Annotated in this window: 18 protein-coding genes and 1 tRNA gene; 13 read left to right on the forward strand and 6 right to left on the reverse strand. The window is 68.8% G+C overall.

Annotation, left to right across the window (positions count from 1 at the left end):
* Positions 1 to 689: 689 nt before the first annotated feature.
* Entirely contained in the window at positions 690 to 1,418 is a 729-nt protein-coding gene (locus AC3A46_RS17595) for an endonuclease domain-containing protein (RefSeq protein WP_487666370.1), read from the forward strand.
* 148 nt (positions 1,419 to 1,566) lie between these two features.
* Here AC3A46_RS17595 and AC3A46_RS17600 read toward each other — a convergent pair whose 3' ends face one another.
* Both AC3A46_RS17600 and AC3A46_RS17605 read right to left on the reverse strand, forming a co-directional pair.
* Positions 1,567 to 1,797: a helix-turn-helix domain-containing protein gene (locus AC3A46_RS17600; protein WP_487666371.1), complete on the reverse strand. Its 231-nt coding sequence runs from the start codon at positions 1,795 to 1,797 to the stop codon at positions 1,567 to 1,569.
* Positions 1,794 to 2,537: a hypothetical protein gene (locus AC3A46_RS17605; RefSeq protein ID WP_487666372.1), complete on the reverse strand. Its 744-nt coding sequence runs from the start codon at positions 2,535 to 2,537 to the stop codon at positions 1,794 to 1,796. Before AC3A46_RS17605 ends, AC3A46_RS17600 begins: the two co-directional genes overlap by 4 nt.
* A gap of 196 nt (positions 2,538 to 2,733) precedes the next feature.
* On the opposite strand from AC3A46_RS17605, the gene AC3A46_RS17610 reads away from it, so the two are divergent.
* The 3 genes from AC3A46_RS17610 (at position 2,734) to AC3A46_RS17620 (ending at position 6,630) form a co-directional block, all read left to right on the forward strand.
* Complete coding sequence (locus AC3A46_RS17610) at positions 2,734 to 5,259, forward strand: ATP-dependent Clp protease ATP-binding subunit (protein WP_056372485.1); 2,526 nt, start codon at positions 2,734 to 2,736, stop codon at positions 5,257 to 5,259.
* A gap of 94 nt (positions 5,260 to 5,353) precedes the next feature.
* Positions 5,354 to 5,857 (forward strand): amino-acid N-acetyltransferase, encoded by a 504-nt coding sequence (locus AC3A46_RS17615; RefSeq protein WP_487666373.1) that lies wholly within the window; start codon positions 5,354 to 5,356, stop codon positions 5,855 to 5,857.
* A gap of 77 nt (positions 5,858 to 5,934) precedes the next feature.
* Positions 5,935 to 6,630, forward strand: a complete 696-nt coding sequence (locus tag AC3A46_RS17620; protein WP_487666374.1) for a hypothetical protein — start codon at positions 5,935 to 5,937, stop codon at positions 6,628 to 6,630.
* A gap of 135 nt (positions 6,631 to 6,765) precedes the next feature.
* Here the strand turns inward: AC3A46_RS17620 and AC3A46_RS17625 are convergent, their stop codons facing one another.
* A complete protein-coding gene (locus tag AC3A46_RS17625; protein WP_487666375.1) occupies positions 6,766 to 8,334 on the reverse strand; it encodes an amino acid permease in 1,569 nt (522 codons plus the stop codon).
* Between the two features lie 188 nt (positions 8,335 to 8,522).
* Here AC3A46_RS17625 and AC3A46_RS17630 point away from each other — a divergent pair, with 188 nt between their 5' ends.
* The 6 genes from AC3A46_RS17630 to AC3A46_RS17655 all read left to right on the forward strand — a co-directional run bounded on the left by AC3A46_RS17630 (position 8,523) and on the right by AC3A46_RS17655 (position 14,019).
* Complete coding sequence (locus AC3A46_RS17630) at positions 8,523 to 9,878, forward strand: glutamine synthetase family protein (protein ID WP_487666376.1); 1,356 nt, start codon at positions 8,523 to 8,525, stop codon at positions 9,876 to 9,878.
* Complete coding sequence (locus AC3A46_RS17635) at positions 9,859 to 10,608, forward strand: gamma-glutamyl-gamma-aminobutyrate hydrolase family protein (protein ID WP_487666377.1); 750 nt, start codon at positions 9,859 to 9,861, stop codon at positions 10,606 to 10,608. The genes AC3A46_RS17630 and AC3A46_RS17635 overlap by 20 nt, the downstream gene beginning before the upstream one ends.
* Positions 10,605 to 11,966: an aldehyde dehydrogenase family protein gene (locus tag AC3A46_RS17640; protein WP_487666378.1), complete on the forward strand. Its 1,362-nt coding sequence runs from the start codon at positions 10,605 to 10,607 to the stop codon at positions 11,964 to 11,966. The genes AC3A46_RS17635 and AC3A46_RS17640 overlap by 4 nt, the downstream gene beginning before the upstream one ends.
* A gap of 100 nt (positions 11,967 to 12,066) precedes the next feature.
* Complete coding sequence (locus AC3A46_RS17645) at positions 12,067 to 12,840, forward strand: 3-oxoacyl-ACP reductase (RefSeq protein WP_487666379.1); 774 nt, start codon at positions 12,067 to 12,069, stop codon at positions 12,838 to 12,840.
* Positions 12,841 to 12,849: 9 nt separating this feature from the next.
* Positions 12,850 to 13,566, forward strand: coding sequence for a FadR/GntR family transcriptional regulator (locus AC3A46_RS17650; protein WP_487666380.1), 717 nt, complete (start codon positions 12,850 to 12,852; stop codon positions 13,564 to 13,566).
* 45 nt (positions 13,567 to 13,611) lie between these two features.
* Positions 13,612 to 14,019: a dehydrogenase gene (locus tag AC3A46_RS17655; protein WP_487666381.1), complete on the forward strand. Its 408-nt coding sequence runs from the start codon at positions 13,612 to 13,614 to the stop codon at positions 14,017 to 14,019.
* Between the two features lie 170 nt (positions 14,020 to 14,189).
* Here the strand turns inward: AC3A46_RS17655 and radA are convergent, their stop codons facing one another.
* Positions 14,190 to 15,560, reverse strand: a complete 1,371-nt coding sequence (gene radA / locus AC3A46_RS17660; RefSeq protein WP_487666382.1) for a DNA repair protein RadA — start codon at positions 15,558 to 15,560, stop codon at positions 14,190 to 14,192.
* Between the two features lie 75 nt (positions 15,561 to 15,635).
* Between radA and AC3A46_RS17665 the strand changes: the two genes are divergently transcribed.
* The gene (locus AC3A46_RS17665) at positions 15,636 to 16,085 is read left to right on the forward strand and encodes an SRPBCC domain-containing protein (protein WP_487666383.1); all 450 of its coding nucleotides are present in this window, start codon (positions 15,636 to 15,638) and stop codon (positions 16,083 to 16,085) included.
* A gap of 52 nt (positions 16,086 to 16,137) precedes the next feature.
* On the opposite strand, the gene AC3A46_RS17670 is transcribed toward AC3A46_RS17665, so the two are convergent.
* Together AC3A46_RS17670 and AC3A46_RS17675 are read right to left on the reverse strand one after the other, a co-directional pair.
* The gene (locus tag AC3A46_RS17670; RefSeq protein ID WP_487666384.1) at positions 16,138 to 17,091 is read right to left on the reverse strand and encodes an L-lactate dehydrogenase; all 954 of its coding nucleotides are present in this window, start codon (positions 17,089 to 17,091) and stop codon (positions 16,138 to 16,140) included.
* A gap of 52 nt (positions 17,092 to 17,143) precedes the next feature.
* Positions 17,144 to 18,505, reverse strand: a complete 1,362-nt coding sequence (locus AC3A46_RS17675; RefSeq protein ID WP_487666386.1) for an MFS transporter — start codon at positions 18,503 to 18,505, stop codon at positions 17,144 to 17,146.
* 164 nt (positions 18,506 to 18,669) lie between these two features.
* Between AC3A46_RS17675 and AC3A46_RS17680 the strand changes: the two genes are divergently transcribed.
* Both AC3A46_RS17680 and AC3A46_RS17685 read left to right on the forward strand, forming a co-directional pair.
* Positions 18,670 to 18,760 (forward strand) — tRNA-Ser (locus tag AC3A46_RS17680).
* A gap of 172 nt (positions 18,761 to 18,932) precedes the next feature.
* On the forward strand, positions 18,933 to 20,831 hold the full coding sequence (locus AC3A46_RS17685; protein ID WP_487666385.1) for an alkyl/aryl-sulfatase: 1,899 nt from the start codon (positions 18,933 to 18,935) through the stop codon (positions 20,829 to 20,831).
* The last annotated feature ends 601 nt before the right edge of the window (positions 20,832 to 21,432 follow it).

Here is a 21,432-nt window from a genome sequence, read left to right on the forward strand (position 1 = left end):
CGGAACTGACCGCGGCATAATCAAACAAGCTGACCCGCACGGTGTCGAGAAACTCCACCAACAAGCGGGACGTCACCGTCGAGTCCCGCCCTAACTGACTGCGGAACGCCGTGCGCGGGCGCCGCGCACGGCGGCGTTCGCGCGCCTTCGTTCCCCGGCGTTCGGGCGCCTTCGTTCCGCAGTCGCTTTTGGCGCGTCCTGGGCCTTGAGTCCCGCCTTTACTGACTGCGGAACGCCGTGGGCGGGGCTCCGTACCCCGCGTTCGGGCGCTCCGTTCCGCAGTCACTTTTGGCGCGTCCTGGGCCTTGAGTCCCGCCCTAACTGACTGCGGAGCGGCGGGTGGTGGTTCCTCCCCAAGGAGGAGCGGCGGTGCCGTCGTCCACAGAAGGCTGAACCGAGCGCCACCGCGAGCGACGGTGCGGTCAGGATCGGGCGCCATGCGTACAACGCCGCTGCCACATGGTCTCGGGAGCGTCTTCACGGTCGCGGAGGCGAGGAGCGCCGGTGTCCCGAGATCGAGGCTGCGGGCTCTCGACCTCGACAGCCCCTTCCGTGGGCTCCGCGTGGTGTGCGGCGCAGACCCCGCATCGCCGGGGACGCGGTCCAAGGCGGAGGCGGCCACCGCAGCCATTCGCGAACGTGCCCTCCTCTACGCGCGGGTGATGCCCGCGAATCAGTTCTTTTCGCACGTGACCGCTGCAGTGTTGTGGGAGCTGCCACTCCCGTCTCGCGTCCTGACCGATGCGTTCGGTCGTCCCCGGATGCTCGACGTCGCGGTGCGGGCTCCGCTGCGGCATCCGCGGCACGACGGAGTTCTCGGCCACCAGGTGAAGCAGCGAAGCGTTGCGGTCGTCGATCACGCGACCCACGGCGTTCCGCTGACCAGTCCCGCATTCACGTGGGTGATGCTGGCGGCGGTCGTGCGCGACGAGTACGACCTCGTGGCGCTCGCCGACGGGGTCGTCCGCGAGCAGATGTTCTCGGGGGACGCGCAGCCGCTCGGCACTCTCTCCGAGCTCGAATCGGCGGTGCGGTCTGGCCGGAGGGTGGGTGTCAGCGCGTTGAGGCAGGCACTGCCTCGTGTGCGCACCCGTTCGGCATCACGGATGGAGTCCCGGTGCAGGCTGATCATCGTCGACGCGGGTCTGCCCGAGCCGCGCCTGAATCATGCGGTATTCGACTCGATCGGGGGACTCATCGGAGTCGTCGACCTCGCCTACCCCGAGCTGAGGATCGCCATCGAGTACGAGGGCGAACACCACCTTCGCGATCCCGAGCAATGGGCGAAGGACATCGCTCGCTACGAGGCGCTGGCCAGCGCCGGCTGGTTCGTGATCCGCGTCACGAAGAACGACGTGTTCGACGGGCAGGCGGGCCTCGTCCGCCGCGTGCGGTCGGCAATCCGCTCCCGTCGCTGACGGCGACCTCCGCCACCGCCTCTCCGCAGTCACTTCGGGTCGATCGCTGCACCGTCAGGTGACCGAAAGTGACTGCGGAGCGGACGGGACGGGGCACGGGGCAGGACGGGCGACGGGACGGATGCTGCGGCCGCAGCATCCGGAATCCTCAATCCGCCCGCACGAGCAGGTCGCCGATCTCGCAATCGAGGGCCCGGCAGATCGCCGAAAGGGTCGAGTAGCGGATCGCTCGCGCGCGATCGTTCTTGAGGATCGACAGGTTCACGACTGAGACCCCGACCAGCTCTGAGAGCCGCGTGAGCGTCATGCCGCGGTCCTCGAGCAACTCGTCGAGCCGGCAGTGCACCCCGGCAGGCCCCTCGTCGTCGGCCGGGCTCACACCAGCGCCTCGGTGTCCTTCTGCATGCGGACGCCGATCTGGAAGGCCGCCGCGACGAGCAGCAGCCCGAACGCCCAGCCGACGGGTGAGAGGTCGAGGCTTACCCAGAAGGCCGCGAACGACTCGGTTGCCGGTGCGGTGCTGTTGTCTTTCACGAGTCGATCGGCGCCGAGGTACGCGATGACCGACGATCGCGCGAGCGCGCCGGCGAACTGCGAGCCGAGCCCGCCGATCATGACGGCGATCGACGCGACGCCGATCGCGATCGGGAACGCGCGCGCGAACGGGCGCTCCCGCACCACGGTGAACGACAGCCAAGCGACGACGATGCTGATCGTGAGCGACGCGGCGAGCGGGAGCGCCTCCTCGATGTAGAAGAGCCATCGCGTGCCGTCGGGCAGTCCCATCACGTCGATCCAGACGGATTGGTAGCCCGCGGCGGCGACGTGGTCGACGCCCTCGAGGGATTCCGGCGTGGTGACTCCGGAGTAGTGCAGACCGTCGACGCGGAAGGGTTCGACGGTGAACATCCAGGAGGCGTTGCCCCACAGCGCCAGCGCGCACAGCAGGGCATTCATCATCGCTCCCGCACCGATGAGCGACGCGATCCACGACTCCGCGCGATTCAGGCCTCCGCTCGCACCGGCTCGCTTGCGGCGGACCATGAACAGCGATGCGGCGCCGACCACCGCGACCACGGGGATCGCGATCGTCAGCAGGTTCGCCGAGAGTGGATCCATGTCGCTCGCTCCATATCGATAAACGTTGTTATCGAAAAACGATAAGGCCGACGGATGCTGCGGCGCAAGGCATCCGTTCCGTTTCACGCGCGCTATGCCCACGGCGAACACGGCCGTGCGCTCCCGAGCCGCTGGCTACCCTCGATGTAAGGCGAGATGGGCTCAGCAGACCCACACCGCCCTGGAGGAGTGAACGATGTTCGAGAGATTCACCGACCGTGCCCGTCGTGTGGTCGTCCTCGCCCAGGAAGAGGCGAAGATGCTCAACCACAACTACATCGGCACCGAGCACATCCTGCTCGGTCTCATCCACGAGGGCGAAGGGGTCGCCGCCAAGGCGCTCGAGAGCCTGGGCATCTCGCTCGACGCCGTGCGCGAGCAGGTGCAGGACATCATCGGCCAGGGCCAGCAGCAGCCGACCGGCCACATCCCCTTCACGCCGCGCGCCAAGAAGGTGCTCGAGCTCAGCCTCCGCGAGGCGCTGCAGCTGGGCCACAACTACATCGGCACCGAGCACATCCTCCTCGGCCTCATCCGCGAGGGCGAGGGCGTCGCCGCCCAGGTGCTCGTGAAGCTCGGCGCCGACCTCAACAAGGTGCGTCAGCAGGTCATCCAGCTGCTCTCGGGCTACCAGGGCAAGGAGCCCGCGGGTGTCGCGAGCGGCGCCGGCGAGCAGACCCAGGGCACCACGCAGGGCGGCTCGCAGGTGCTCGACCAGTTCGGCCGCAACCTCACGCAGGCCGCGCGCGACAACAAGCTCGACCCGGTCATCGGGCGCGAGAAGGAGATCGAGCGCGTGATGCAGATCCTGTCGCGCCGCTCCAAGAACAACCCCGTCCTCATCGGCGAGCCCGGTGTCGGAAAGACGGCGGTCGTCGAGGGCCTCGCGCAGGCCATCGTCAAGGGCGACGTGCCCGAGACGCTCAAGGACAAGCAGCTCTACTCGCTCGACCTCGGCTCGCTCATCGCCGGTTCCCGCTACCGCGGCGACTTCGAGGAGCGCCTGAAGAAGGTCACCAAGGAGATCCGCACGCGCGGCGACATCATCGTCTTCATCGACGAGATCCACACGCTCGTGGGTGCCGGTGCCGCCGAGGGCGCGATCGACGCGGCATCGATCCTTAAGCCGCTCCTCGCGCGCGGCGAGCTCCAGACGATCGGCGCGACCACGCTCGACGAGTACCGCAAGCACTTCGAGAAGGATGCTGCGCTCGAGCGTCGCTTCCAGCCGATCCAGGTCGCCGAGCCGAGCCTGCCCCACGCGATCAACATCCTGAAGGGGCTGCGCGACCGCTACGAGGCGCACCACAAGGTGCAGATCACCGACGGCGCGATCGTCGCGGCGGCGAACCTCGCCGACCGCTACATCTCGGACCGGTTCCTCCCCGACAAGGCCATCGACCTGATCGACGAGGCCGGCGCCCGCCTGCGTCTGTCGATCCTGTCCAGCCCGCCGGAGCTGCGCGAGTTCGACGAGAAGATCGCCAAGGTGCGCGAAGACAAGGAGCGCGCCTCCGAAGACCAGGACTTCGAGAAGGCCGCGTCGCTGCGCGATGAGGAGAAGTCCCTGCTCGCCGAGCGCCTGCGCCTCGAGAAGCAGTGGCGCTCGGGTGACGTCGCCAGCCACGCCGTCGTCGACGAGGGCCTGATCGCCGAGGTGCTCGCCCAGGCGACCGGCATCCCGGTGTTCAAGCTCACCGAGGAGGAGTCGAGCCGTCTCGTCTTCATGGAGAAGGCGCTGCACCAGCGCGTCATCGGCCAGGAGGAGGCGATCGCCGCACTCTCGAAGACGATCCGCCGTCAGCGCGCGGGCCTCAAGGACCCGAAGCGTCCGTCGGGCTCGTTCATCTTCGCCGGCCCCACGGGCGTCGGAAAGACCGAGCTGGCCAAGGCGCTCGCCGAGTTCCTCTTCGACGACGAGCACGCACTCATCTCGCTCGACATGTCGGAGTTCGGTGAGAAGCACACCGTCTCGCGTCTGTTCGGTGCCCCTCCCGGATTCGTCGGGTTCGAAGAGGGCGGCCAGCTCACCGAGAAGGTGCGCCGCAAGCCCTTCTCGGTCGTGCTCTTCGACGAGATCGAGAAGGCCCACCCCGACATCTTCAACTCGCTCCTGCAGATCCTCGAAGAGGGTCGCCTGACCGACGGTCAGGGCCGCGTCATCGACTTCAAGAACACGGTGATCATCATGACGACGAACCTCGGTTCGTCGGCGATCGCCGGTGGCCCGGTGGGCTTCCAGGTCGAGGGCAACAGCGGCACGACCTACGAGCGGATGAAGGGCAAGGTCAACGAGGAGCTGAAGCGCAACTTCAAGCCCGAGTTCCTCAACCGCGTCGACGACATCATCGTCTTCCCGCAGCTCGACAAGGACGAGCTGCGCCAGATCGTGGGCCTGTTCACCAAGCGTCTCGGTGAGCGTCTGCTGGATCGTGACATGACGATCGAGCTGACGGATGCCGCGAAGGACAAGCTCATCGAGATCGGCTTCGACCCCGCGCTCGGCGCCCGTCCCCTCCGCCGCGCCATGCAGCGCGAGGTCGAAGACCGTCTGTCGGAGAAGATCCTGCACGGCGAGCTCGACGCGGGCGACCACGTGAAGGTCGACGCGCAGAACGGCGAGTTCGTCTTCGAGCACGGCCCGCGCGGCGACAAGGTCGCCGTCGGCGTCGTCCACAACGGCGAGATCACCGCGACGCCGGATCTCGCTGCGAACGCGTAGACCCTGATCGGAACGAAGAGCGGATGCTGCGGCATCCGCTCTTCGTCGTTCGCGGGTGCGTTCGTCGGCGAGCGGGGGGTCTTACGCTGGACGGGTGGCAGAGTTCACAGTCAGGCCGGCGCGCACCAGCGACGTCCGCCGCATCCAGGCGCTCCTCGAGCCGTTCGTGCAGCGGCGGATCCTCCTCGGCAAGGACCTCGTCGTGCTGTACGAGGCGACGCAGCAGTTCCTCGTCGCCGAGGATGCGAACGGCGACCTGATCGGCTGCGGCGCGCTGCACGTCATGTGGGAGGACCTCGGCGAGGTCCGCACCCTCATCGTCGCCGACGGCTGGCTGCACCACGGTGTGGGTCGCGCGATCGTCGAGGGCCTCGAGGCGAACGCCCGCACGCTCGGCCTCTCGCGCCTGTTCTGCCTGACGTTCGAGGTCGACTTCTTCACGCGCCGCGGGTTCGAGCAGATCGGCGAGCAGGTCGTCGACCCCGACGTGTACTCGCAGCTCATCCGCTCTCCGGACGAGGGCGTCGCGGAGTTCCTCGACCTCGCGCACGTGAAGCCGAACACCCTCGGAAACACCCGCATGATCAAGCGCCTCTGACGCTCGCGCGGCGCCGGGTCGCGGCATCCGGGGCGCGCCGACAGGAGAAGGCGACGCCCGCCGTTAGCCTGTTGAGCATGACCGGCACCAGCCCCCGACGTCGCCCCTCCCCGGCGGTCTACCGTCGCCGGCGGCTCGTACTCATCGTCGGGCTGCTGGTCATCGCGGCGGTGGTCTGGCTGCTCATCGCGCAGCCGTGGGCGGGTGCGGCGACGACCTCGTCCGACGAGAAGCCCGCGGCGAAGAACACGGCCGAGTCTCTGCCGGTGCCGTCGTCGCAGGCGACGACCGGGGGAACCGCCACCGGGGCCGTCGAAGGCGCTGTCGTCGAAGGGCAGGCCCCGACGCCCGGCGCCACTCCCACAGCACAGCCCTGTGTCGCGAGCGAGATCACGGTCGAGCCGGTCACCAGCGCCGACACCTATGCAGGCGACCAGCAGCCGCAGTTCACCATCAAGCTCACCAACAACGGCCCCGACTGCACGATGAACGTCGGCACGAGCGCCCAGTCGTTCACGGTCACCAGCGGCGACGACATCTGGTGGCGCTCGACCGACTGCCAGAGCGAGCCCAGCGACATGATCGTACTGATCGCCGGCGGGCAGACGGTGTCGAGTGCGACGGCCCTCTCGTGGGATCGCACGCGCTCCGCGGTCGGCACCTGCGCCGACGGCAACCGTCCGATGGCTCCCGGCGGCGGCGCCTCGTACCACCTGTCGGTCGAGATCGGCGGCATCCCCTCCACCGATCCGAAGCAGTTCCTGCTCTACTGACCCACACCTCGGACCGATGACGGATGCCGCGGGGCGCAGCATCCGTGTCCGCGCCGTCCGCGTGACGCGACGGAGCGGGGCGTCCCCCAGGTCGCCCCGCTCCGTCTCCCCTGCACAGGTGTCTTGGCCGAACACCTAGGACTTGTCGTCGAAGACCTCTTTCTCCATCGCGTCGTAGCCCTCCGACTGCGGGTCGCCGTGCGTGCCGCCGGAGAGCGCGTACTCCTCCTCCGGCGAGAGCACGAGGCGATGGCGGAAGTACAGCGCGAAGCCGATGAGGATCACCACGTAGACGATGGCGATCGCGACGATCGCGGGACGGGCGGGCTCGTTGATGAAGAAGCCGAAGAAGATGAGCACCGACACCGCGCCCGCGATGACCGCGCCGGGGATGCCCCACGGGCTCCGGTACGGACGGTTCGCGTTCGGGAACTTCTTGCGGAGGATCACGTACGACACCATCTGCAGCGTGTAGGCGATCACCGCACCCCAGATCGCGATGTTGAGCACGATCGCCCCGGCCACGCCGGCGGCACCGCCGAGGGAGTCGACGAGCACGAGCGCGATGAAGCCGATCACCGCACCGACCACGAGCGCCACCCACGGTGTCGCCCGCTTGCCGGTGAGCGACAGGAACTTGGGGTAGTAGCCGGCGCGGGAGAGGGAGTACATGTTCCGGCCGTAGGCGAACATGATGCCCTGCAGCGAGGCGAGCAGGCCGATGAGGGCGAACAGCGCGAGGACGGCGGCGAGCTCGTCGCCGACGATCGCGCGGAATCCGTCGAGCAGCGGCTCGCTCGCGACGCCGGTGGCGGCCGCGCCGACGACGCCCGTGTTGAGGAACAGCACCAGCAGGCCCGTGATGATGAGTGTGGTGCGGGCGATGAACCCGGCGCGCGGGATGTCGCGGACCGGGTTGTGCGACTCCTCCGCGGCGAGCGGGAGCTCCTCGATGCCGAGGAAGAACCACATCGCGTACGGGAGGGCGAACAGGATCGGGATGACGCCGTGCGGGAGGAACGCCGACTGCCCGGGATCCGGCGCGATGTCGAAGAGCTTGTCCCAGCTGAACTGTCCGGAGAAGATCGCCATCACCGAGAACACCAGGATGATCGCGATCGAGATGATCGACACGACGATGGCGAATGTGAACGAGATCGCGGCGCCGGCGGCGTTCAGCACGATGAACGCCGTGTAGAGGATGATCCACCACACCCACGTCGGCATCGAGAAGTTCAGCAGTTCGCTCGTGATCGCGTCGGCGTAGGACGCCGAGAAATACACGATGACCGCGGTCGTCGCGACGTACTCGATCGTCTCGGCGGCGCCGGTGACGAGCCCGCCCCACGGCCCCATGGCCGAACGGGCGAAGGAGTAGGCGCCGCCGGTGTGCGGCATGGCGGCGGCCATCTCGCCGATCGAGAAGATCATGCCGTAGTACATGACGACGAGGATGGCGAAGGCGATGAGCATGCCGCCGAAGCCGGCGAAGTCGATGCCGAAGTTCCATCCCGAGAAGTCGCCCGAGATGACGGCGGCGACCGCGAGGCCCCACAGGCCCCACACGCCGGCGCTGCGTTTCAGGCCGCGCTTCTGGAAGTACTCCTGACCGGCTCGCGTATAGGTCGCTCCTGCGACCTTGGCGGCGCGGTCGCTGGACGGTGCCGGAGGTTCCGGCTGCGGTGCACTGCTCGCTTGGGACATCGGTCCTCCAGGGGATCGCGAAGGAAGGTGCGCTCGGGTCGCGCTCACGCGCTTTGCGCCGATTGTGGCGCCTATTGGTCGGCTGTGTCTACCTTTGAACCGGATTTTGGTTAGAGTGTGCGGGTGATCGCGGTTCGGGGGGAGCGTGCTCACGAGCCTCGTCGCCTGTCGACTCAGAAGGAGAACGGATGCCGGGCAACCTCACCGTCGAGCAGCTGAACGCCGGGATCGCCGCAGGCGACATCGACACCGTCATCGTCGCCTTCGCCGACGCGCAGGGCCGCCTGGTCGGCAAGCGGGTGTCGGCGCGGCTCTTCCAGGAGGAGGTGCTGCCTCACGGCGCGGAGGCGTGCAACTACCTGCTGTCGGTGGACGTCGATATGAACACCGTCGACGGCTACGCGATGTCGAGCTGGGAGACCGGCTACGGCGACATGATGCTGCGGCCCGACGTCGCGACCCTCCGCCGCATCCCGTGGCTCGAGGGCTCCGCGCTCGTCATGGCCGATCTCACGTGGGAGAACGGCGACCCCGTCGTGCAGTCGCCGCGCGACATCCTCAACCGCCAGCGCGATCGGCTCGCCGACCGCGGTCTCGTGGCCTTCTCCGGGACGGAGCTCGAGTTCATCGTCTTCGACGACACATATCGGGATGCCTGGGCCAAGGGCTATCGCGGTCTCACCCCGTCCACCGATTACAACGTCGACTACGACCTGCTCGCCTCGGGCCGTCTCGAACCTCTGCTGCGTGACATCCGCCTGTCGATGGACGGGGCCGGCCTCTACACCGAGGGCGTCAAGGGCGAGTGCAACCTGGGTCAGCAGGAGATCGCGTTCCGGTTCGCCGAGGTGCAGCAGACGGCCGACCAGCACGCGATCTACAAGAACGGCGCGAAGGCGATCGCGGGGCATCACGGCAAGTCGATCACGTTCATGGCGAAGTTCAACGAGCGGGAGGGCAACAGCTGCCACATCCACCTGTCGGTGCGCTCGGCGAAGGGCGACCCCGTGATGGCCGGCGACGGCGCCTACGGCTTCAGCCCTCTCATGGAGCACTGGATCGCCGGCGTCCTGGCGACTCTCCGGGAGTTCACGCTGCTCTACGCGCCCAACATCAACTCGTACAAGCGTTTCGCGAAGGGCTCGTTCGCCCCGACCGGCGTCGCATGGGGCGTCGACAACCGCACCTGCGCGCTGCGCGTGGTCGGCCACGGCTCGTCGCTGCGCGTCGAGAACCGAGTGCCGGGCGGCGACGTCAACCCGTACCTGGGCATCGCCGCCATCATCGCGGGGGGCCTCCACGGCATCGAGCACGAGCTGCCGCTGCCCGAACGGCTGGAGGGCAATGCCTACACGGCCGGCGTCGACCACATGCCGACCACGTTGCGCGAGGCGGCGCAGCTCTTCGACGAGTCGGCCATCGCCCGGGCCGCGTTCGGCGACGACGTGGTCGACCACTACCTCAACCAGGCGCGCATCGAGGTCGAGGCCTACGACGCCGCCGTGACCGACTGGGAGAGGGTCCGTGGCTTCGAACGCCTCTGAGAAGCCGGTGATCGGTCTGACGACCTACCTCGAGCAGGCGAAGCAGGGCGTGTGGGACGTCCGCGCGGCGTTCCTCCCGCAGGTCTACTTCGACTCGGTGACGGCGTCGGGTGGTGTGGCCGTGCTGCTGCCGCCGCAGCCGGATCCCGAGATCGCCGCCGAAGCGGTGCTGAACGGACTCGACGGCCTGATCCTCACCGGGGGGATCGACGTGCAGCCGGAGCTCTATGGGGCACAGCGGCATCCGCGCACCGACGCGCCGCGTCCGGATCGCGACGCGTGGGAGCTCGCGCTGTTCCGCGGCGCGGAGCGGCGCCGGCTCCCGGTGCTCGCGATCTGCCGCGGCCTGCAGCTCGTGAACGTGGCGCGCGGCGGCACACTGCATCAGCATCTGCCCGAGGCGCTCGGCACCGAGCGGTTCCGGGTCGGCGGCGGCGTGTTCGCGACCAACGACGTCATCGTCCACGAGGGGTCGCGTCTGGCGGAGCTCGTCGGGCCCGGTGCCCTCGAGGTGCACAGCTACCACCACCAGGGCATCGACCGCCTCGGCGAAGGACTCGTCGCGACCGCCCACACCGACGGGCTCGTGCAGGCGTTCGAGTCGGACGGCGAGGGCTACGTGCTCGGCGTGCAGTGGCATCCCGAGCAGAACCAGGAGGACCGTCGGCTGTTCGCGGGGCTCGTGGCCGAGGCATCCGTCTATGCATCACGAGGAGTGCCGACCGCATGAGCATGTTCACCGTCATCAACCCGGCGACCGCGCTGCCGATCCGTGAGGTCGCTCGCGCGAGCGTGGACGAGACGGATGCGGCGATCTCGCGCGCCGTCGTCGCTCAGCGTGCGTGGTCGTCGCTGCCGCCGGTGGCGCGCGCCGACGCGCTGCGGTCGTTCGCGCGCGCGGTCGAGGCGCACATCGAGGAGCTGGCGCAGCTGGAGGTGCTGAACTCGGGTCACCCGATCGGCTCGGCGCGCTGGGAGGCCTCGCACGTCGCACAGGTGCTGAACTTCTACGCCGGCGCGCCCGAGCGGCTGTCGGGGCAGCAGATCCCGGTCGCCGGCGGGCTCGACGTGACGTTCCACGAGCCGTACGGGGTCGTGGGCATCATCGTGCCGTGGAACTTCCCGATGACGATCGCGTCGTGGGGGTTCGCGCCGGCGCTCGCCGCGGGCAACGCCGTCGTGCTGAAGCCCGCCGAGCTCACTCCGCTCACGGCGATCCGGCTGGGAGAGCTCGCGCTTCTCGCCGGACTGCCCGAGGGGCTGTTCGAGGTCGTCACCGGGTCGGGCTCGGTCGTCGGGCAGCGGTTCGTCTCGCACCCGGATGTGCGCAAGGTCGTCTTCACCGGCTCGACCTCGGTGGGCACGGATGTCGCGGCCGGGTGCGCGCGCGAGCTCAAGCCCGTCACCCTGGAGCTCGGCGGCAAGAGCGCCAACATCGTGTTCGCCGACGCCGACCTCGAGAAGGCCGCCGCATCGGCACCGGGTGCGGTGTTCGACAACGCCGGGCAGGACTGCTGCGCCCGCAGCCGCATCCTCGTCGAGCGATCGGTGTACGACCGGTTCCTCGAGCTGCTCGAGCCCGCGGTGCAGGCCTGGCGCGTCGGCGACCCCGCAGACGAGGCGACAGAGATGGGGCCGCTGATCTCGGCATCCCATCGCTCGACCGTCGAGGGGTTCCTCGACGGCGCGAACGTCGCGTTCCAGGGCGCGGCGCCGTCCGGTGACGGGTTCTGGTTCGCGCCGACCGTCGTGCTCGCCGACCGCACCGACCGCGTCGCGCGGGAAGAGGTGTTCGGACCCGTCGTGGCGGTCCTGCCGTTCGACGACGAGGCCGATGCGATCCACCTGGCGAACGACACGGTCTACGGTCTCGCCGGCTCGATCTGGACGGAGAACCTCGGCCGTGCCGTGCGCGTCTCGCGGGGTGTGAAGAGCGGCGTGCTGTCGGTCAACTCGCACTCCTCGGTGCGGTACTGGACCCCGTTCGGCGGCATGAAGGCCTCGGGCCTCGGCCGCGAGCTCGGCCCCGACGCCGCCGAGCACTTCACCGAGACCAAGAACGTCTTCTTCGCGACGGACGCCTCGTGATCGGCATCCACCACCGTTGCGATGTCCGGACTTCGCGGCCTGCGGGGCGCGGAATCCTGCAAAGTCCGGAGTTCGCACGGCCGAAATGGAAGGGAACACCATGGATCTGACCCAGCGGCTCAAGGATCGGGTGGCCGTCATCACGGGCGGGGCATCCGGCATCGGTCTCGCGACCGCACGGCGGTTCGCCGCCGAGGGCGCACGCGTCGTGATCGCCGACCTCGACCCCGCGACGGGCGAGCGTGCCGCCAGCGAGGTGGACGGCCTGTTCCGGCTCGTGGACGTCGCGGACGAGGCCTCCGTCAACATGCTCTTCGACTCGGTCGCGGGCGACCTCGGGCGCCTCGACATCGCCTTCAACAACGCCGGCATCTCACCCGCCGACGACGACTCGATCGAGACGACCGAGCTGCCGGCCTGGGACCGCGTGCAGGACGTCAACCTCAAGAGCGTGTACCTGTGCTCGCGCGCGGCGCTGCGGCACATGGTGCCCGCGGGCAAGGGGTCGATCATCAACACCGCGTCGTTCGTCGCGCTGCTCGGCTCGGCGACGTCGCAGATCTCGTACACCGCGTCCAAGGGCGGCGTGCTCGCCATGACCCGCGAGCTCGGCGTGCAGTTCGCGCGGCAAGGCGTGCGGGTGAACGCGCTGTGCCCAGGTCCGGTGAACACCCCGCTGCTGCAGGAGCTCTTCGCGAAGGACCCCGAGCGCGCGCAGCGCCGGCTCGTGCACGTGCCGATGGGCCGCTTCGCCGAACCCGAGGAGCTCGCGGCGGCGGTCGCCTTCCTTGCGTCGGACGACGCGTCGTTCATCACCGCGAGCACGTTCGTCGTCGACGGCGGCATCACGAACGCCTATGTCACGCCGCTGTAAGGTCTCGCCATGACCGATACCCCGCTGCGGGAGGTGCACAAGGCCGTCTACCGGCCGGTGCGCGAGGGCAACGCGCTCGAAGACACCGTCGCGCGTCTGGTGCAGACGATCCGGCTGGGCGTCGTCGCTCCGGGCGAGTCGCTTCCTTCCGAGCGCGAGCTCGCCGTGCTCTACGCCGTGAGCCGCGACACCGTGCGCGAGGCGATCCGCGAACTGGCCGACACCGGTTATCTCGTGCGCCGGCGGGGCCGCTACGGCGGCACGTTCGTCGCCGATCCGCTGCCGCAGCCGCCGCACCCCCGCGACGTCACGGCCGCCGAGCTCGAGGACGTCCTCGGCCTTCGCCGCGTGCTCGAGGCGGGCGCGGCGCGCGCCGCCGCCGGACGCACGCTCGACGCCGCCGCCCGCGACGAGCTGTGGGCCCGTTACGAGGTCGTGGCCGAGGCATCCGAAGCCGACTATCGCCGACTCGACACCCTGCTCCACCTGACGATCGCCGAGCTCGCCGCCATCCCGTCGCTCGTCGCGCTCGCCGCCGAGAACCGGGCGCGCGTGAACGAGTGGCTCGACACCTTCCCGCTGCTGCCGCGCAACATCGAGCACTCCAACGTGCAGCACGAACGCATCGTGACGGCGATCCTCGCGGGGCGACCGGATGCTGCGGAAGCCGCGATCCTCGAACACCTCGCCGGCTCGGAGGCCCTGTTGCGCGGCTTCCTCGCCTGACTGACCGCCGCGTCACCGCCGCGTCGGCGCGATTACGCTGGACGGGTGGCAGGAAAGAAGCGCGTGAAGAAGGCCGCAGCGGCGGACTTCCGCAATCCTCAGCTCGGCGACGCGCTCCAGACGCAGGACATGGCAGCGGTCGCCTTCGCGCTGCGTCACGGACCCACCGTCGTGCCGCTGATGCGGCCCGGTCATCGTGACAACCCGCTCGATGTCGGCGAGGTGTGGACCTACCGCGACGCGAAGACCGGCGACGTCGCGCTGCTGCTGTTCAGCGACGCCGCCCACAAGCCCGAGACGCTGCCGCCGGGCGTCGCGCTGCAATCGCCGGCGTGGCTGCGCGCCTTCCTCGGCGCGCACGAGGACGAGATCACCACGGTGTTCTTCGACATCGCGGGGCCCCACGCGCTGCAGGCCTCGCCCGCCGACCTCATCGCCGCGCTCGACGCCTGAGCTTCGGGCGCAGGTTTGCGTCGCCGGGGACGACGGGGCAGACTCGCCGGGTGGAATTCCTGCTCGTCGGACTCGTATGCGCGGCCGGACTCGTGATCCCCATCGTGCTCGGATACGTCGACCCTGGGCGTCGGCGCCGGCCTCGCGGACGCTGAGTCGGCCGGCCGAGATCAGAACTCGGGGATGTCTTCCCCGGGTCGTCCTTTGGACCGCGCTCGCACGTCGCTGACGGCGCCGCCCAGCGATCCCGAGCGGTGGTCGATGACATCGCGGTAGCCGAGGCGCGCGCCTTCGCTGCGACGCTGCGCGGCCTGGGTGACCGGCCGCACCTCACCGGCGAGGCTCAGCTCGCCGACCGCGGCGATGTGCCGGGGGATCGTCCAGCCCTCGACCGCGCTCGCGACCGCCAACGCGATGGCGAGATCCGCCGCGGGTTCGGCGAACCTCACACCGCCGACGGTCGAGACGTAGACGTCCTGGTCGGAGGTCTTGATCCTCATCCGCTTCTCGAGCACTGCGAGCACCGTCGCGACGCGCGCCGCATCGACGCCGTTCACGATCCGGCGCGGGTTGCCGGACTTGCTGTCGATGGTGAGCGCCTGCACCTCGACCGGCAGCGCCCGGCGACCCTCGAGAGCGATCGACACGCACGTGCCGGGCTCGGTGCTGCCGTGGCCGAGGAACAGCGCGCTGGGGTCGGGCACCTCGGCGATGCCGGCGCCGGTCATGTCGAAGCATCCGACCTCGTCCGTCGGCCCGAAGCGGTTCTTGAGCGCGCGCACGAACCGGAGTGACGTCTGCCGATCGCCTTCGAACTGGCACACCACGTCGACGAGGTGCTCGAGGATGCGAGGACCGGCGATCGAGCCGTCCTTCGTGACGTGGCCGACGATGATCGTCGGCAGTCCGTGATCCTTCGCGACCCGGATGAGCGTCGCGGCGACCTCGCGCACCTGCGACGGATGCCCCGCCATGCCCTCCGACATCGCGGACGACACCGTCTGCACCGAGTCGACGATGAGCAGGTCGGGTGCCACGTCGTCGACGTGCCCGAGGATCGTCGCGAGGTCTGTCTCGCTCGCGAGGTACAGCTCGTCGTGCAGCGCGCCGGTGCGCTCGGCCCGCAGCCGAACCTGGGCGGTCGACTCCTCGGCGCTCGCATAGAGCACGCGCCGCCCTGCCTGGGCGGACTGCGCGGCGACCTCGAGAAGCAGCGTGGACTTGCCGACGCCCGGTTCGCCCGAGAGCAGGATCGCAGCCCCGGGCACCAGGCCACCGCCGAGGACGCGGTCGAACTCGCCGACGCCGGTGGTGCGCCGCGGCGCGTCGGACGTGTCGATGCGCGTGATCGGCTGGGCCGCGCGCCCCGCGCCGGGGGCCACCGGTGTCACCGAGCGGAGGATGCCGGTCTGCTCGGCGGCCTCGACCACGGTGCCCCACTGCTGGCACTCGCCGCAGCGCCCGACCCACTTGAGCGTGGTCCAGCCGCACTCGGTGCACCGATAGGGGGCTGTCTGCGTCGGGCGTCGGGCAGCGGGCATGCGATGAGCCTACGTCCGGCCCGCGACATCGCCGCCGAGGCCCGCGCACGGGCCGTCGAGGCGTAGGTTGACCGTATGCGTGTGGATTCGGCGTCCCGTCTCATCGCCGCCGCCCCCGAGCGAGTGTTCGGCGCCTTCACGGATGCGGAGCAGCTTCTTGCGTGGCTGCCGCCGTCCGGCATGACCGGCCGCTTCGAGCGGTTCGACCCGGTCACCGGCTACCGCATGGTCCTGACCTACGATGAGGCCCCCGAAGGCGGCGGCAAGGCGGCCGCCGATGCCGACGTCGCCGACGTGCGCCGAGTCGAGATTGCGCCGCCCCACTGGATCATCGAGGCCATCGACTTTCCCTCCGACGACCCCGCCTTCGCGGGCACCATGACCATGACATGGGGATTCGAGCCCCGTCACGGCTCGACCCTCGTCACCGTCGAGGCGACCGACGTCCCCGCGGGCATCTCTGCCGAAGACCACGCCGAGGGTCTCGCCTCGTCGCTCGAGAACCTCGCCCGCCTGTTCGCGTGACGGAAACGGATGCTGCGGCCCGCAGCATCCGTTCTGCTCACGTCAGCCGGGCTCAGCCGCGCAGCGAGTCGGCCACCTTCTTCAGGGCATCGGCGGAGGCGTGGAACAGTTCGAGCTCCTGGTGGTCGAACTGCGTCTCGCGGATCGGCACGGCGCCGGCCGCGCTCACGACCGAGGGCACCGACAGCGCCACTCCGTCGACGCCGTGGAAGTCCCGCAGCACCGGCGAGACGGGCATGACGGCGCGCTCGTCGTTCAGGATCGCCTCGATGATGCGCGCGCTCGACAGGCCGATCGCGTAGTTGGTCGCGCCCTTGCCCTGGATCACCTTGTAGGCGGCGTCGCGCACGTCGATCGCGATCTGGTCGAGCTCCTCGACGGACAGGCGGTCGCCGCCGGGCGTGACCCATTCGAGGATCGGAACGGTGCCGATGGTCGCTTTCGACCACAGCGGGAACTCGGTGTCGCCGTGTTCGCCCACGATGTACGCGTGCACGCTCGAGGTCGAGACGCCGGCGCGCTCGGCGAGCTTCCAGCGCAGCCGCGACGTGTCGAGCACGGTGCCCGACGCGAAGATGCGCTCGGGCGGCAGGCCCGTCTCCTCCTGCGCGAGCACGGTGAGCACATCGCAGGGATTCGTGACGATCACGTAGACGGCGTCGGGTGCGACGCTCAAGAGCTGCGGCATCATCTTCTTCATGATCCCGGCGTTCACGCCGGCGAGCTCGATGCGCGTCTGGCCCGGGTTCTGCTTCGCGCCGGCCGTGATCACGACGACGTGGGACCCCTCCACCACCGACAGGTCGCTGCCGCCGATGATGTCGCTCGTGCCCGTGAACTGTGTGCCGTGCGCGAGGTCGAGCACCTCGGCCTCGACCTTCTGCGTGGCGATGTCGTAGAGGGCGACGTGGCGGGCGGAGCCGCGGATGAGCGCGGCATACGCGGCGCTCGAGCCGACGCTGCCGGCTCCGACGATGGTGACTTTCGAGTTCTCGATGACGGCCATGCGGCCAGTCTTGCAGTGTGCCCGCGCCTCGGGCCAGCGTGGAACGCCGGATCTATGCCTCGTCGGGTGAGCGCTCGGGGTTGCGGATCCCGAAGAACGAGGTGATCCCGCCGGCGATCATGAGCACGGCCGTGACGATGGCCGACCGGTGGAAGCCGTCGAGGTCGAGCGCGCCGGCGACGATGGTGGCGAGCAGGGCGACAGCGATCAGTCCTGCGACGCGCGCCACCGCGTTGTTGATGGCGGAGGCGATGCCCGAGCGCTCGGGGCCGATCGCCCCGAGGATCGCCGAGGTGAGCGGAGCCACCGTGAGCGCGAGGCCCGCGCCCATCACGATCATGCTCGGCAGCACCTGCCACCAATAGGAGAAGTCCGTGCCGACGGTGAGGAGGAGCAGAGCTCCGATCCCCATCGTGATCGGACCCACGGTCATGAAGAACCGCGGACCCCACCTCCCGCTGAGCGCTCCGACGCGCGAGCTGAAGAGGATCATGAGGATCGTCATCGGCAGGCTCGCGAGCCCCGCCAGCGTCGCGGAGAGTCCCGCGCCCTCCTGCAGGTACACGACCACGACGAGTCCGTTGAGTGCCAGCGCCCCGTAGATGAAGGCGGTCGCGACGTTGCCGGTCCAGAAGTTGCGCACCCGGAAGAGATCGAGCGGCAGGATCGGGTGCCGCACGGTGCGCTGCCGCAGCACGAACGCGAGGAACAGCGCCGCGCCCAGGACGAGCGGCAGCCAGATCGCGGGCGACCCCCAGCCCTGGTCGGGCTGCTCGATGAGGGCGTAGACCATGCCGCCGAGACCGAGGGTGCACAGCGCCGCGCCGACCCAGTCGATCGAGGCGCCGGGGTGCCGCGTGTCGCGGAAGCCGCCGCGCGCCAGCAGCACGAGGGTGACGCCGATCGGCACGACGTTGATGAGGAACGCCCACCGCCACGATGCGAAGTCGACCAGGATGCCGCCGAGCAGCGGGCCGACGATCATGGCGGACGTGGTCATGGCGGTCCAGACGCCGATGGCGCGGCTCTGCGCCGAGCCGCTGAAGTTCGACGTGATGAGCGCGAGCGAGCTCGGCACGAGGAACGCGCCGGCCGCGCCCTGGAACCCCCGCGCGACGATGAGGAACTCCGCGCTCGGGGCCGCGGCGATCGCGAGGGAGGCGATGCCGAAGCCGATGAGCCCGATGCGCAGCACCAGCACCCGCCCGTAGGCGTCGCTGACGGATCCCGCCACGAGGATCAGCGCACCGAGGGTGATGAGGTAGGCGTCGACGACCCACTGCTGCGTCGTGATGCCGCCGCCGAGCTCATCGCTGATCGCGGGCAGGGCGACGTTGACGATGGTGCCGTCGAGGAAGGCCACGAACGACGCGAGCACCGCGATCCACAGCGCGAATCGCTGCGTCGTGGCCATGCGGCCCGTGACGGATGTCGGCGCTCCGGCCGGGCGATCGTCGGTCACGTTCCCCACGCTAGACCCGCCCGGCGACACGCGGCCGAGCTTCTGCTCGATGCTGCCGGCCGAGTGGGGAAGGCGCCGATTCGCAGCATCCGCCGACGTGTCGTAAGCTTGTCGGCGGTGACGTGTCCGAGCGGCCGAAGGTGCAACTCTCGAAAAGTTGTGTAGGGTAACCCCCTACCGTGGGTTCAAATCCCACCGTCACCGCCATTGAAACCCACTCAAGCTGATCAGTCTGATCGACCTGAGTGGGTTTCGCTTTGTGCGGATGCGACCTCGGACGTCGGGTGACGGCCCCGGCCGCTTTGCGCTCCGTGCGCCCGTGCGCCAGGCTGGTCGAAGACGTGACCCCACGGCTGGAACTCGGTACGGAGGCAGGATAATGGCCCGCCCACCCCAGGAAGCTTCACCTGCCACTGTTGCCGCTCTCGCCGCAGCACGGGAGCGCTATCCGCTGGACGATGTGCAGGACTTCACGGATGTTGCGCGTGGCCTGATCGCGCCTCTGCCCGATTCAGTGCTCGGCGATGACGGTCATGTGATCTTCGACCTGCACGCGATGGACTACATCGACGGAGACGCGCCGGACTCGGTCGATGCGAGTCTGTGGCGGCAGTCGAAGCTGATCCGCCAGGGCGGCCTGTTCAAGGTGGTTGACGGCGTCTACCAGGTGCGTGGCAACGACATCGCGCAGCTCACCGTTGTCGAGGGCGTCGACGGGCTCATCGTGATCGACTGCATGGCCGGGGTCGAAAGTGCTCGCCAGGGCATGGCGCTGATCCGCGAGCACGTCAGCGACAAACCTGTCGCCGGGGTGATCTACACGCATACCCATATCGACCACTACGGCGGTGTGAAGGGCGTGGTCTCGGAAGAGGATGTGCGGTCGGGCAAGGTGCCCATTCTCGCGCCGGGAACCATCGCTTCGTTCGACAAGTTCGCCATCGGCGAGAACGTCGTCGCCGGCAACGCGATGGCCCGGCGCGCCCAGTACGCGTTCGGTGGACTGCTGGAGCATGGCCCGCACGGGTTCGTCAGCTGCGGGATCGGCACGCTCACCACGAAGAACCCGACCGTCTCCTACATCTCACCGACCGACGGCATCCGCACGACGGGGGAGAAGCGCACCATCGCGGGCATCGAGTTCGAGTTCCTCTATGCCCCCGACACGGAGGCGCCGGAGGAGATGCACATCTGGATCCCGGAGCTGAAGGCTCTGACCACGGCCGAGAACGCCAACCACTCGCTCCACAACATCCAGACACTCCGCGGCGCGCGAACGCGGGATGCCCGCAACTTCGCCCGCTACCTCGACGAGACACTGGAGCGCTGGGGCGATGAGGCCGAGGTGCATTACGGACCGCACACCTGGCCGGTCTGGGGCAATGCCGACGTCACCGCATTGATCGCCTCGCAACGTGATGCGTACAAGTACATCCACGACCAGGCGCTCCGTCTCGCGAACCAGGGGTACACGCCTCTGGAGGCTGCGGAGGAGATCCGCCTGCCGGACGAGCTCGACCGCAAGTGGTTCAATCACGGCTACCACGGCACCGTGCATCACGACGTGCGCGCAGTCTTCACGAAGGAGCTCGGCATGTGGGATGGCGACCCCGTGTCGCTGCATCCGCACCCGCCTGTGGAATCCGCGAAGCGATATGTGGCCTTCATCGGCCGCGACAAGGTTCTCGAAGAGGGCAAGCGTGCATTCGAGGCCGCCGACTACCGGTGGGCGGTGGAGATCCTGCACAAGCTCGTCTTCGCCGACCCGAGCGACGTCGAGGCGCGGGATCTGCAGGCCGATGCATATGAGCAGCTCGGCTTCCAGGCGGAGGGTCCGCAGTGGCGCGGGATCTTCCTCACGGCCGCTCGAGAGCTTCGCGAAGGGATTCAGCCGACCGCGTTCACAACGGCCAGCGAGGACACTCTGCTCGGGATGCCGATCGACATCCTTTTCGACTTCGCCGCCGTGCACGTGAACGGCCCGAAGGCGGCGGATGCCGACATCCGGATCAACCTGGACTTCACCGACAGCGCCGAAAAGTGGAATCTCTGGATCGCGCGGGGCGTGCTCAACGCGCGGCGAGGGCACTCGACCGATGCCCCCCTCACCGTGAGCGCACCGAAGCCCCTGATGGTCGGCGTGCTTCTCAAACCGAGCGTCGCACCGCAGCTCGCCGCGGGCGGGAAGATCGCCCTCGCCGGCGACACCGATCAGCTTGTCGAACTCGCCGCAGTATTGGACGACTTCGATCCCGCCTTCCCGATCGTCACGCCATAGAGCGCAACCGCGTCATCGGTGTGTGGCAACGCAATGGCGACATCGACGCGGACTCCCACCCCTCCACGCTGATCGATGCGGATGCCTGATCCCTCGTGATACCGACGTGAACCGACCCGCCGACAGTTCCGGATGTACGGGTCTGCGGGCTCGCATCGCACCCTCACCGCCATCTTCACCAGATCAGCCCTGCTTCGTGCAGGGCTGATCTGTGTGTGGCGACAGGTCCGATCGAGAGGGGGATCGGGTGTTCGGCGAGGTCTGCACAGGGGTCGAGAAGCTGTGCCGGGCGTCGATTTGTGCGAACCCGCATTCACGGGGTAGAGTCTTCTTGTTCGCCCCAAAGGGTAGAGCGGAAGGCCTCAGGGTCTGGCTCCCCTCAAGCAGCGAACCGCCCCCATCACCTCCAAGACGCTTCGCGTGCTGGACGATGGGTTTCCCGCTCGAAGAGCTCCGGTCGGTCTGACGGATGGCTTCGATGGGATAAGATAGTGAAGTTGCCCTGCGGTGATGGCGTGAAGCTGGAGCGTGGGTGCGTCCGATCTTTGAGAACTCAACAGCGTGCACTTGTCAAATGCCAATTTTTTTCTCTGTCGACCAT

It is taken from the genome of Microbacterium sp. Soil_C_42, assembly GCF_057656735.1.

What these genes read in the sequence shown, in the direction of transcription:
- AC3A46_RS17670 (WP_487666384.1), bottom strand. Translation starts at nt 17,091, where the DNA reads ATGGCCGTCATCGAGAACTCGAAAGTCACCATCGTCGGAGCCGGCAGC.
- AC3A46_RS17675 (WP_487666386.1), bottom strand. Translation starts at nt 18,505, where the DNA reads ATGGCCACGACGCAGCGATTCGCGCTGTGGATCGCGGTGCTCGCGTCG.
- AC3A46_RS17605 (WP_487666372.1), bottom strand. Translation starts at nt 2,537, where the DNA reads ATGGATCCACTCTCGGCGAACCTGCTGACGATCGCGATCCCCGTGGTC.
- AC3A46_RS17610 (WP_056372485.1), top strand. Translation starts at nt 2,734, where the DNA reads ATGTTCGAGAGATTCACCGACCGTGCCCGTCGTGTGGTCGTCCTCGCC.
- AC3A46_RS17650 (WP_487666380.1), top strand. Translation starts at nt 12,850, where the DNA reads ATGACCGATACCCCGCTGCGGGAGGTGCACAAGGCCGTCTACCGGCCG.
- AC3A46_RS17645 (WP_487666379.1), top strand. Translation starts at nt 12,067, where the DNA reads ATGGATCTGACCCAGCGGCTCAAGGATCGGGTGGCCGTCATCACGGGC.
- radA (WP_487666382.1), bottom strand. Translation starts at nt 15,560, where the DNA reads ATGCCCGCTGCCCGACGCCCGACGCAGACAGCCCCCTATCGGTGCACC.
- AC3A46_RS17640 (WP_487666378.1), top strand. Translation starts at nt 10,605, where the DNA reads ATGAGCATGTTCACCGTCATCAACCCGGCGACCGCGCTGCCGATCCGT.
- AC3A46_RS17625 (WP_487666375.1), bottom strand. Translation starts at nt 8,334, where the DNA reads ATGTCCCAAGCGAGCAGTGCACCGCAGCCGGAACCTCCGGCACCGTCC.
- AC3A46_RS17630 (WP_487666376.1), top strand. Translation starts at nt 8,523, where the DNA reads ATGCCGGGCAACCTCACCGTCGAGCAGCTGAACGCCGGGATCGCCGCA.
- AC3A46_RS17685 (WP_487666385.1), top strand. Translation starts at nt 18,933, where the DNA reads ATGGCCCGCCCACCCCAGGAAGCTTCACCTGCCACTGTTGCCGCTCTC.
- AC3A46_RS17620 (WP_487666374.1), top strand. Translation starts at nt 5,935, where the DNA reads ATGACCGGCACCAGCCCCCGACGTCGCCCCTCCCCGGCGGTCTACCGT.
- AC3A46_RS17665 (WP_487666383.1), top strand. Translation starts at nt 15,636, where the DNA reads ATGCGTGTGGATTCGGCGTCCCGTCTCATCGCCGCCGCCCCCGAGCGA.